At 38.8% G+C, this 9912-nt stretch carries 10 protein-coding genes and 1 pseudogene; 4 read left to right on the forward strand and 7 right to left on the reverse strand.

Annotated features, from left to right (window positions below; translation table 11 throughout):
- Positions 1-148: 148 nt before the first annotated feature.
- The 3 genes from JCM15579_RS17455 to JCM15579_RS17465 all read right to left on the reverse strand — a co-directional run bounded on the left by JCM15579_RS17455 (position 149) and on the right by JCM15579_RS17465 (position 1892).
- Positions 149-598 (reverse strand): DUF3592 domain-containing protein, encoded by a 450-nt coding sequence (locus tag JCM15579_RS17455; protein WP_054722172.1) that lies wholly within the window; start codon positions 596-598, stop codon positions 149-151.
- A 100-nt stretch (positions 599-698) separates the two neighbouring features.
- Entirely contained in the window at positions 699-1178 is a 480-nt protein-coding gene (locus tag JCM15579_RS17460) for an S-ribosylhomocysteine lyase (protein WP_054722174.1), read from the reverse strand.
- Between the two features lie 15 nt (positions 1179-1193).
- Positions 1194-1892, reverse strand: coding sequence for a 5'-methylthioadenosine/adenosylhomocysteine nucleosidase (locus tag JCM15579_RS17465; protein ID WP_054722176.1), 699 nt, complete (start codon positions 1890-1892; stop codon positions 1194-1196).
- A 222-nt stretch (positions 1893-2114) separates the two neighbouring features.
- Here JCM15579_RS17465 and JCM15579_RS17470 point away from each other — a divergent pair, with 222 nt between their 5' ends.
- Together JCM15579_RS17470 and JCM15579_RS17475 are read left to right on the forward strand one after the other, a co-directional pair.
- A complete protein-coding gene (locus JCM15579_RS17470; RefSeq protein WP_054722178.1) occupies positions 2115-3062 on the forward strand; it encodes a hydrogen peroxide-inducible genes activator in 948 nt (315 codons plus the stop codon).
- Positions 3059-3376, forward strand: coding sequence for an antibiotic biosynthesis monooxygenase family protein (locus JCM15579_RS17475; RefSeq protein ID WP_054722180.1), 318 nt, complete (start codon positions 3059-3061; stop codon positions 3374-3376). Before JCM15579_RS17470 ends, JCM15579_RS17475 begins: the two co-directional genes overlap by 4 nt.
- A 3-nt stretch (positions 3377-3379) precedes the next feature.
- On the opposite strand, the gene JCM15579_RS17480 is transcribed toward JCM15579_RS17475, so the two are convergent.
- Positions 3380-3619 carry a GlsB/YeaQ/YmgE family stress response membrane protein gene (locus JCM15579_RS17480; RefSeq protein WP_054722182.1) on the reverse strand — a complete coding sequence of 80 codons (240 nt, stop codon included), beginning with the start codon at positions 3617-3619 and terminating at the stop codon, positions 3380-3382.
- A 662-nt stretch (positions 3620-4281) separates the two neighbouring features.
- Here JCM15579_RS17480 and ovoA point away from each other — a divergent pair.
- Positions 4282-5588: pseudogene (gene ovoA / locus JCM15579_RS21650) on the forward strand (5-histidylcysteine sulfoxide synthase); the annotation flags it as partial.
- A gap of 75 nt (positions 5589-5663) precedes the next feature.
- Complete coding sequence (locus JCM15579_RS20965) at positions 5664-6416, forward strand: putative 4-mercaptohistidine N1-methyltransferase (protein ID WP_373280244.1); 753 nt, start codon at positions 5664-5666, stop codon at positions 6414-6416.
- A gap of 1394 nt (positions 6417-7810) precedes the next feature.
- On the opposite strand, the gene JCM15579_RS17490 is transcribed toward JCM15579_RS20965, so the two are convergent.
- From JCM15579_RS17490 to JCM15579_RS17500, 3 genes are all read right to left on the reverse strand, one after another.
- Complete coding sequence (locus JCM15579_RS17490) at positions 7811-8515, reverse strand: zinc ribbon domain-containing protein (RefSeq protein ID WP_054722184.1); 705 nt, start codon at positions 8513-8515, stop codon at positions 7811-7813.
- Positions 8516-8801: 286 nt separating this feature from the next.
- On the reverse strand, positions 8802-9476 hold the full coding sequence (locus JCM15579_RS17495; protein WP_054722186.1) for a carboxypeptidase regulatory-like domain-containing protein: 675 nt from the start codon (positions 9474-9476) through the stop codon (positions 8802-8804).
- The gene (locus tag JCM15579_RS17500; protein WP_157471540.1) at positions 9473-9718 is read right to left on the reverse strand and encodes a hypothetical protein; all 246 of its coding nucleotides are present in this window, start codon (positions 9716-9718) and stop codon (positions 9473-9475) included. Before JCM15579_RS17500 ends, JCM15579_RS17495 begins: the two co-directional genes overlap by 4 nt.
- Between the last annotated feature and the right edge of the window lie 194 nt (positions 9719-9912).

Below are 9912 nucleotides of genomic sequence, written 5' to 3' on the forward strand. Positions count from 1 at the left end.
TTTGTTCTGCTTGCAAAGATAAAACTGATAATTGGGCTTAGCGAGTTTTAGGCATAAAAAATACCGCTCTTTTGAGAAAGAACGACTGTAAAAATGATAATAAACCTTATGGGGATTGAAATTAGTTGTTAAATAAAATGTGTGTGGTTTAGTTTAATTTGTGATGGGAGAATTTTCCATTACATTTAAACCATTCTCTTTCAGACTTTCTTTTATCACTTTTAGGGCTAAAACTTAAATAGAAAGCTACCCATAACACGAACAAAACAATTGCAACTGGGGTTGAACGATTAAAGTAAATGCCTTTGAAATTATATAGAATTGCTTTGTGAGGATTATCGGGATCAAACAGTATGATAAATTTTTTCCCAAGTGGATATTCAACATTTTCCAATCCTTTTATATGGTAGGTTTTAGCATTAACTTCATATTGAATGATGGAGTAAAAGGAATAGAGTTGTCCCATATTGTCCTTACTGGTTTTAATAACAATTCCTTCAGTTTTATTCCCATTCAATAGCAATCTCCAATTGCTGTGAATTGGAATGAGCAGTATTAATGCAGTAATAATAAAGAATCGAAAACCAGTAATTTTCATGAATTAACGTTGTTTCATTTTCCATAAATTTAATGAAAATTAGGAAATAAAAAAGGTCGTCAGAATATGACGACCTTAGTATCTTTATCTTCTTTATGAATTATTGTGGGTAATTCAAATTTTCTTCCGTAAGATTAGAAAGTACCTCTTTTCTGTATTTATCTGATTCCCATTTTGCAATGGTTAGATCGTGGCTAACGTAGTTGCCACATTCAATTTTGTTGGTTCCAGGAATTTCACCTTCGAAATCAGCCATAAAATCGAACATTTCTTTGGTAACATCAATAATATCTTCTGATTTTAAATCACCATGGAAAATAATGTAAAATCCCGTTCTACATCCCATAGGACCAAAATATACAGTCTTTTCTGACCATTTCTTATTGTTTCTTAAGAAAGTTGCACCAAGATGTTCCATGGTATGCATTGCAGGAATATCCATTGCAGGCTCCTGATTGGCCAATTTGGTTCTGATATCGAATGTTGTGATGGTTTCATCACCAAATCGATCTTTTCTTGATACGTAAATACCTCTTTTCAATTTATTGTGATCAACCGTAAAGCTATCTATCTTTTCCATATTTTTTTATTTATACTATTTTGCTAATTCTTTGGTCATTTCAACAACCATATTTGCTGAGTTTACAGCGGCTGTTTCAACAAATTCTTCATACTCGATTGCATTCTCTTGTCCTGCAATATCCGAAATTGATCGGATAACTACAAAAGGAATCTTAAATTGAAAGCAAGTTTGAGCGATTGCAGCTCCTTCCATTTCCACAGCTTCAGCAGAAGGGAAGGTATCTTTAATTTTTTTAGTGGCTTCAGGATTATTCATAAACTGATCGCCGGTAAGAATTGTTGCCTTCTTGGTTTTTACATCAATCAATTTGTGAATGCATTTATCAGCCAAATCGATTAGTTTTTCATCAGCAACAAAGCTCGCAGGCATCCCTGGAACCTGACCGGTTTTGTATCCAAAAACTGTACAGTCCATATCGTGATGAATCAATTCTTTTGAGATTACAATATCACCAACTTTTAAATCACCAGGAAATCCTCCTGCAGCACCGGTGTTTATTACAAAATCAGGAGAGTAGTTGTCGATCATGATGGCCGCACCAATTGCTGCATTTACCTTTCCAATGCCTGATTGTAACAGAACAATATCATTTCCGTTTAGCTTTCCGGTATAGAAAACAAAACCACCTTTTTTTTGTTCATTTTTATCCGACAATAGTGCTCGAAGTCTTACAACCTCAATTTCCATTGCCCCAATAATACCTATTTTCATGGATACAGTATAAAGTTCAAAGTTTGAATAATAAAGTTCTAATGCCTTTATAGTTCGATTTATTCATAGCTTACAAAGTTATAAACAATTCGTGTTTTTTTATCTTTCGATATTTAATAAAAGTAGATATTACCTGAAATTATGACCATTGCTCATGATAGCTTAGTAGTATTAGATAATTTAATTAAATTTAGGCTATTAATTAAAAATAATTATTGGTGTATGACCTTAAAACAGCTGGAATATGCTTTGGCTTTGCAAAAATTAGGCGGATATGGTAAGGTTGCCAAGTTTATGGGGGTGTCGCAACCTGCTGTTAGCTTGCAAATACAAGCATTGGAAGAAGAACTGGGCATAAAGCTCTTCGATAGAAGTAAGAAACAGGTGGAACCTACTACAAATGGGAATCTTTTTCTGGAAAAAGCACAATTGTTGATTACAGAATCGAAGCACCTAGAAGATTTTGCCGTGAATTTATCTGAAGATATTCAGGGAGAGCTTTGCTTGGGAATCATACCAACCCTTTCGCCATATTTGGTGCCTTTGTTTGTGGATGAACTCAATCAGCGATATCCGAAATTGAAACTTACGGTTAAGGAAATGATAACAGAGGAGGTTTTACAAGGCGTGAAGGATGGTAGTTTGCATGGAGGAATCATTTCAACCCCAATTCAATTGAAGAGCAATCTGGAAGTTTGCCCGGTTTTCTATGAAAAGTTCTATTTGTATGTATCCGATAAGCATGATTTGTTCGCTAAAGATGAAATTGGCATTGATGAGTTAGATCATGAAAGCATTTGGATGCTTAAGGAAGGGAATTGTTTTATGGATCAGGTTACCAATATCTGTTCATTAAACAGAAAAGAGGAAAATGAACTGGTTTATGAAAGCAATAATATTGATGCCTTACGAAGAATTGTGGAATATAAAGGAGGAATTACTTTTGTTCCTGAGTTGGCAACTTTAATGATTCCATCCGATCAGGAGGACTTGCTCAAAGATATCAAGGGAAGCGATAAGGTAAGAGAAATCAGTTTGATTCAACTGAAAAGTGAGGTACGAAAGAACCTTTTGAACTCGGTAATAGGTACCATTAAGGATTGTATCCCAAAGCAGATGCTAAATAAAGAGAATAAGGAGGTGGTAAAAACAAATTTTATAGAACAATGATTGCCAAGACATTTAAAACACCATATTATGCTGTAATTTTCTCATCAGTGAGGGAAGAAGGAGACAAGGGCTATTCTGAAATGGCCGATACAATGATAGAGTTGGCTCATACGCAAGCAGGATTTCTGGGGGTAGAATCCGCCAGGAATGAATTGGGCATAACGGTCTCTTATTGGGAGAGTTTAGATGCAATTCAAAAATGGCAAGAACATCCGGCGCATAAAATTGCCCAGAAAAGAGGTAAAGAAGAGTGGTATAAGAAATATGCCGTTCGTATCTGTAGAGTGGATTCTGATTACTTTTTTGAGAAATAAGGCTTACCTTCGAATTAATCCAATTAACCAGATTAACAGAACGGCTCCTAGTGTTGAGGCGACAAGTAAACCAAAAAAGCCAGGCATATGGATGTGGAGATGATCCAAAATGCTTCCTCCAATGAAGGCTCCAATGATTCCCACGATCATGTTGACTAGAAGTCCCTGGCCTTTTCCTTTAACGATGATGCTGCCCAGCCAGCCGGCAATGATTCCAATGATAATAAAGAGAATGTAGTTCATAATGTTGCGTATTGGTTTTTATTAAGATACGAAAAAATATGTAAGTTCATTTATTCAGGTAGGAATTGACATGCTTTGTCTTCAAGCCAGAAGGCTTGTTTTTTATCCTCAAGCCGGTTTGGCTTTTCATTTTTGGGTTATTCGCTATCATTCATGAGATCCAATTTGTTACGGTAGACTCGAAGCAAAAAGGTCAAGCCAATCAGATACAGCTTGCCATTCCATGGTTATGGTGTGTGCCGATTTGCTCCCGATCAAAATGTCTCTTTTAGATGGAATTGGATTTCTCCCATTCAGGGGAGATCCCGATAGGGAGAGGGGTGTTGTAATAGTGTTGTTTTGTCTTTAAGCCAGACAGGCTGTTCTTATCCTCAAGCCGAATGGGCTCAAACTTTTCTCCTTAGATGAGAAAAGTGTGCAAAAGAATCAAGCCAATCGGATACTGCTCGCCATTCCATGGTTACGGTGTGCCTCGACTCGCGTCCGATTGGCGGCTCCCGATCGAGATGATATCAGTATTGTAAGCTGAAACTTTCAGTGTTCTACATTTATGGATCAAACTGTTAATTTTCTCTTAAATGAGTAGGGTTTTGTGTGTTTGATTTGTGATGCTTTGTTTTTTCATTAACTTCAAATGAGTATTAAGCTTAATGAAATTTGCAATGGAAGATAAAAAAGATATCCTATTGGATAATGACATACTTGTAAACAAATCTCCAATTTTAAATCAGGGCACACCTGAGGAAAAGAGGGCGGAGATTTTAAGATACTTTCAGCTTACCTGGGAGCTGGATAATAGATTGTACGACAGCTTAAAGAGTGAAGAGGCATTCTATATGAGGGCTGATCCGCTTCGCCATCCTTTGATATTTTACATTGGACATACGGCTACCTTTTTCATCAATAAATTGATTCTGGCGGGAGTTCTAAATGAGAGATTGAACCCCAAGTTTGAATCGATGTTTGCGGTTGGTGTCGATGAAATGTCATGGGACGATTTGAATGAACAACATTACGACTGGCCTAAGTTGGAGGATGTAAGGCAATATCGCAGGCAAGTGAAGCAAGTCATCGAAAACCTGATTCTTGAACTTCCCCTGCAAATGCCCATCAATTGGGAGTCTCAATTTTGGGTGATCTTGATGGGGATTGAACATCAGCGAATTCACATTGAGACCTCGTCGGTATTGATCAGGCAACTACCTATTGATGAAGTTCAGAAAATTGATCTGTTTGAAAGCTGTACAGAGAGAGGTTTGGCTCCTGAAAATGTACTGCAAAAAGTAGAGGCAGGAAAGGTGAGCATAGGAAAGGGTCGCGATGATGCTCTTTATGGCTGGGACAATGAATTTGGAAGCTTTAAATCTGAAATTAAATCTTTTAATGCTTCGAAGTATTTGGTTTCGAATCAGGAGTTTAAAGAATTTGTGGATGATGATGGCTATGGAAACGAAAAATGGTGGACCGAAGAGGGTTGGGCCTGGGTGCAATACAAGAAATGTAGCTTCCCATTCTTTTGGTTAAAGGATGGAGAGCAGTGGAAGCTTCGTTTGATGAGCGAGGAGATTGAAATGCCCTGGAATTGGCCAGTGGAAGTAAATTATTTGGAGGCCAAGGCTTTTTGCAACTGGAAATCGGCGCAAGAGGGAAAGAAACTGAGAATGCGACCGAAACGGAGTATTACCGTCTTTACGATAGTGTGCAAATTCAGGATCAACCGGAATGGAAGCAAGCGCCTGGAAATATCAATCTGGAACATTATGCGTCACCTTGTCCGGTAGACCAATTCGAATCGGCTGGTTTTTACGATGTGATTGGGAATGTGTGGCAATGGACCGAAATGCCGATTTCAGGATTGGATGGTTTTGAAGTGCATCCTTTCTATGATGATTTTTCGACTCCTACTTTTGATGCCAAGCACAACCTGATAAAAGGAGGATCGTGGATCTCGACAGGAAATCTTGCGATACGAGATTCGCGTTACGCTTTTCGTCGTCATTTCTTTCAGCATGCAGGGTTCCGATATATCGAATCGGAAGAGGAGGTGGAAATCAAATCGGATTATTATGAAACCGATGAGCTGGTTTCGCAATATTGTGAGTTTCAGTACGGACAAAAGTACTTTGGAGTAGAAAATTATGCGCTTTCATGTATCGGCTTAATAAAAAGCCACATAAAGGATGTGAAGAGAAGTAATGCTTTGGATTTGGGATGTGCAACCGGACGCATGACTTTCGAACTGGCAAAGTATTTCGATCATGTTACGGGGCTTGATTTTTCGGCTCGCTTCATTCGAATTGGTACACAGCTTAAAGAGAGTGGGAAATTGAATTACATCCGACAAGAGGAGGGGCAACTGAATTCATACCAGGAATTTAAATTGAGCGACTTTGGTTTGGATCAATATCGTGATAAGGTAGAATTTTACCAGGCTGATGCTTGTAACTTGAAGACCTTGTACACGGGTTGCGATTTGGTTTTTGCAGGGAACTTGCTAGACAGACTGTACGACCCGAAGAAATTCCTGAAAGAGATTGCCAATAGAATCAACAAGGATGGTTTGTTGGTGTTGACTTCTCCTTATACCTGGTTGGAGGAGTTTACCGAAGTGGAAAACTGGATCGGTGGCTTTAGAAAGGATGGTGAGCCTTATTCTACTCTTCAAGGTTTAAAGGATCTCTTGTCTGATCAGTTTGATATGATGGAAGAACCCCAGGATGTGCCTTTTGTGATTCGGGAAACATCGCGCAAGTTTCAGCATACGGTAGCGGAAATGACGGTTTGGAGAAAGAAGTGATTAGCGATGAGTAATGAATGATTGGGATAAGGGGTGTAATGTTTTGTCTTATCCTCTAGCTGGATGGGCTATTCTGTTTAATCATCATTTTCGCCTATGAGTACCCCACCTGCGTTGCTCATGCCGAACTGGTTTGAATCGGGATTGTGATAAATTGGTGACAGTTCTTAATTGAAGGGATTGTTATTTGGTGGGTTTGCCTGAAGGGCAATGATCATATAGCCCAGGGGAAGGGAGTGATAATGACCGCACCCTGGGTTAATGAGTTTGATTTGGAATCGTCGCAAGTGGGAGTGTTGTTTGATGTGGGTTGCTTATTGCGACGGATAGAATGGCTTGTTATTGTCTTCTTGCCAGACGGGATGTTTTTTTTCCTCAAGCCGGATGGGCTATTCTTTTGTCATTACCACAAAAGAATCAAAAGTCTAGGTGTAAGCACTCGGTGACCCATTACGGCTCAATGATGAAAAGAAATAATAGTTGCGTTCGTACCTCACTCCACAGAATTTCTTTTTAGTCATCATCTTCGCCTATGGGTGCCCCACCTGCGTTGCTCATACCAAGCTGGCTTGAATTGGGGGTAGTTTCCGATCAAAGTGTCTCTTTTAGATGGAATTGGATTTCTCCCATTCAGGGGAGATCCCTACAGGGAGAGGGGTGTGATAAGTTCGCTTTATCTTCAAGCCGGATGGGCTCATACTTTTTATTCATTTATAATTTTCGCGGGCATTCATGAGCTCCCTTCGGTCGGTTCCATTGAAGAGAAAGTAAGCAAAGAATCTACGGCGCATTTACTCAGTGACCCATACGGCTCCAAAGCGAATAGAAATAGATAGTCTCACTCATACTTCGTTCGACAGCATTTCTATTTGTCGCTTTCTCTGCCTATGGGGCCCTACTTGCGTAGCTGATGCCGGTCCCCACAAAAATTGAGGGGTTAACTTTTATTCGAGTTATTGTATTAGTTTGTCTGACCTTGATTCCAATTGCATTATTTCAAATCATGGTTTGCCTGAAGGGCAAATATCATATAGCCCAGGGTAAGGGAGTGATAACGACTGCCGCCCTGGGTTAGTGTGTTCTAAATGTAATCGTCGCAAGTGGGAGTGTTGTTTGATGTGGGGTGTTTATTGCGACGGATAATGGATTGGTTTGTTTTGTCTTCAAGCCAGACGGGCTCTTACTTTTTTATTCATTCATAATTTTAACGGGTATTCATGAGCTCGCAAAGCTCGGTTCCTTAGATGAGAAAAGTAAGCAAAAGAATCAAGCCAATCGGATACTGTTCGCCATTCCATGGTTACGGCGTGCCCCGACTCGCGTCCGATTGGCGGCTCCCGATCAATGTGTCTCTTTTGAAATGTTTTATTGAATAGAAAGAAATGTAGGGTACTTTATTCTACTTTCTCTATTATGACTTCTTCAGCTTCGCCGGACCAATAATGAACAGGAGCTTCTAATTTTTTAGATATTAATTCTTGTATGTCTGGTCTAACAGTCATTTGCCCTTTCATAATAGCTTGGAAGACTGGTTTTGTTAGAGGAAGGGATTCAGTCAGATCATGAAATAAAAGACCTAGCTTTCTTAGTCGTGTTTTTAGGATATCAGGATAAACCAACCTGTGTTGATCTATTGAAGTTTCGAAGACTTGATTGGCATTACAAAAGCGTACTTGCTCAGGGAGTTGATTCCCACAGTTGGGGCAGTAGTTTAGCGCTTCTAATATTAGATGGTTACATGAAGTGCACTTGTGTTGTGTTAGGTAATGCTTTTCAGCTGATTTAAGTTTGTAATCTTTTGTGAAATCAGGTTCAGTGATAAAAGGAAGTGACTTTTCTTCATCCTTATGGTTTTGCTCCCATTTATTTTTGAATGAGTAGTGAGGATCTTGTGTTTTCTCAATGATTTTATGAAAATCGAACTCGAATATTTCTGTTAGTACTAAAATGCTGTATTCATCTATTCTTTTTACCCCGGAAAAAATGGAGTGAGCTCTTAATTCGCTTACTCTTAATTTTTCGAAAATTTGTTCAAAACTAAGGTTTTTTGCCTTCATGGCTTCTTCGAAGACTTCAGGAATAATGTAATATTTTGTCATTGTATTTGTTGAATATTTTGATTAAAAATAACAATAATAATTCGAAATAGAATGAGAATTAGGATAAATTGTTGTTTGTGGTAATAATGTTTTGTTAATATTGGTTTTGATGAAAAAGCTAAGATAAATACCCGAGGGCGAAGTTAAAGCTTGTAAATACGGTGTAAATGCCATGTCAACTATTTATCGAATTTAGGTTTGTCTTACACAAATCATTTTACAGATAAAGCCAAGGGTTTTCCTTGGCTTTGTAATCATTAAATAAATATCGGTAAGGATATTTGTTTTATGCCGGGTGAGGAACCGGGAGTGGCTGCATCTCTACTTTAATACTGAGGTATTCGTTGATGTAACGGTAAACGTCTATAGTTTGGGTTTCGAACCTGATGTTTTCTACCTTTAGGGTGAACTTACCTTCAGGGAAATTCTTGAATGAGAAGTATCCTTTTTCAGTGATTTTGGTTTCCAGATCAGTGTCGAGTACGCTAACAATACCATTTGCAATTGGTTCGCCGGTTTGTTTGTTCACAACAAAACCTCGTATGGCGATGTGCTGATTGATGACCTTCTTTAGTTTACGAGCAGTAAAGTAGGCTTCTACTATTTTAGGGTTTGCCTCGCGATAGCTTTCGATGGACCAATCGAGTTTGTCCTTCAAAAAGGAATCGGTGGTTCGAATCAAGTCCTCAAACTTCTTTTTGTTTTTCTTGTTCTCCTCCAGAATCAAGTCTTTCTCTGCATTTTGGATTTCGATATCGTCGATGCATTTCTTGTAGGCGGTAATAGATTCACCGGTAATGGAATAGTTGGCCAATTCGCTGGTATAATCAACGCTTAGCTCATACAGTATGAATGCGGCTGCCAGGCGCACGATTTGTGATCTGCGTGCCAACTGGTCCTGTACTTTTTCCAGCTTAACGCGTAGTGTTCCATTATCCGTGTCGTTTGCCAAACGAATCAAGCTATCACCATCAATTTGGACTTGAGGCTAAGCTCTTTGTACAATTCATTTTTTGCTTTGATTACCGCTTTTGTTGGCTTGTTCTGTTCTACTTGAAGGTTGCGCAATTTGGTATGGTAACCTGTGAAAGTTGTGATTTGAGCCTTTGTAGATTCATCGGTTTCGAATGCCGATTGGTTTTCTTCCAGCGCATCTTCGATGTGATGATAACTCTGTAGCTTGCTTAAATATCTTGCTATCATATGAGTGTTGTTTGTTCGGTAAATAACTTGTTGTTTATGCATCAACCGAAATTTCAATAGTAAATTACGTATTCGACTCACCCAGTGTAGGTGAGAGGTAGGTAGTAGTTTGATACAGTGGTTTGTATCTTAGGGTGTCAATTCACGGAGTCGTGTTTTAAAGCCTCGAACATTGGTTTTAATGGACGAAACGC

Source organism: Marinifilum fragile JCM 15579 (genome assembly GCF_001310955.1).
Classification (GTDB): Bacteria; Bacteroidota; Bacteroidia; order Bacteroidales; family Marinifilaceae; genus Marinifilum; species Marinifilum fragile.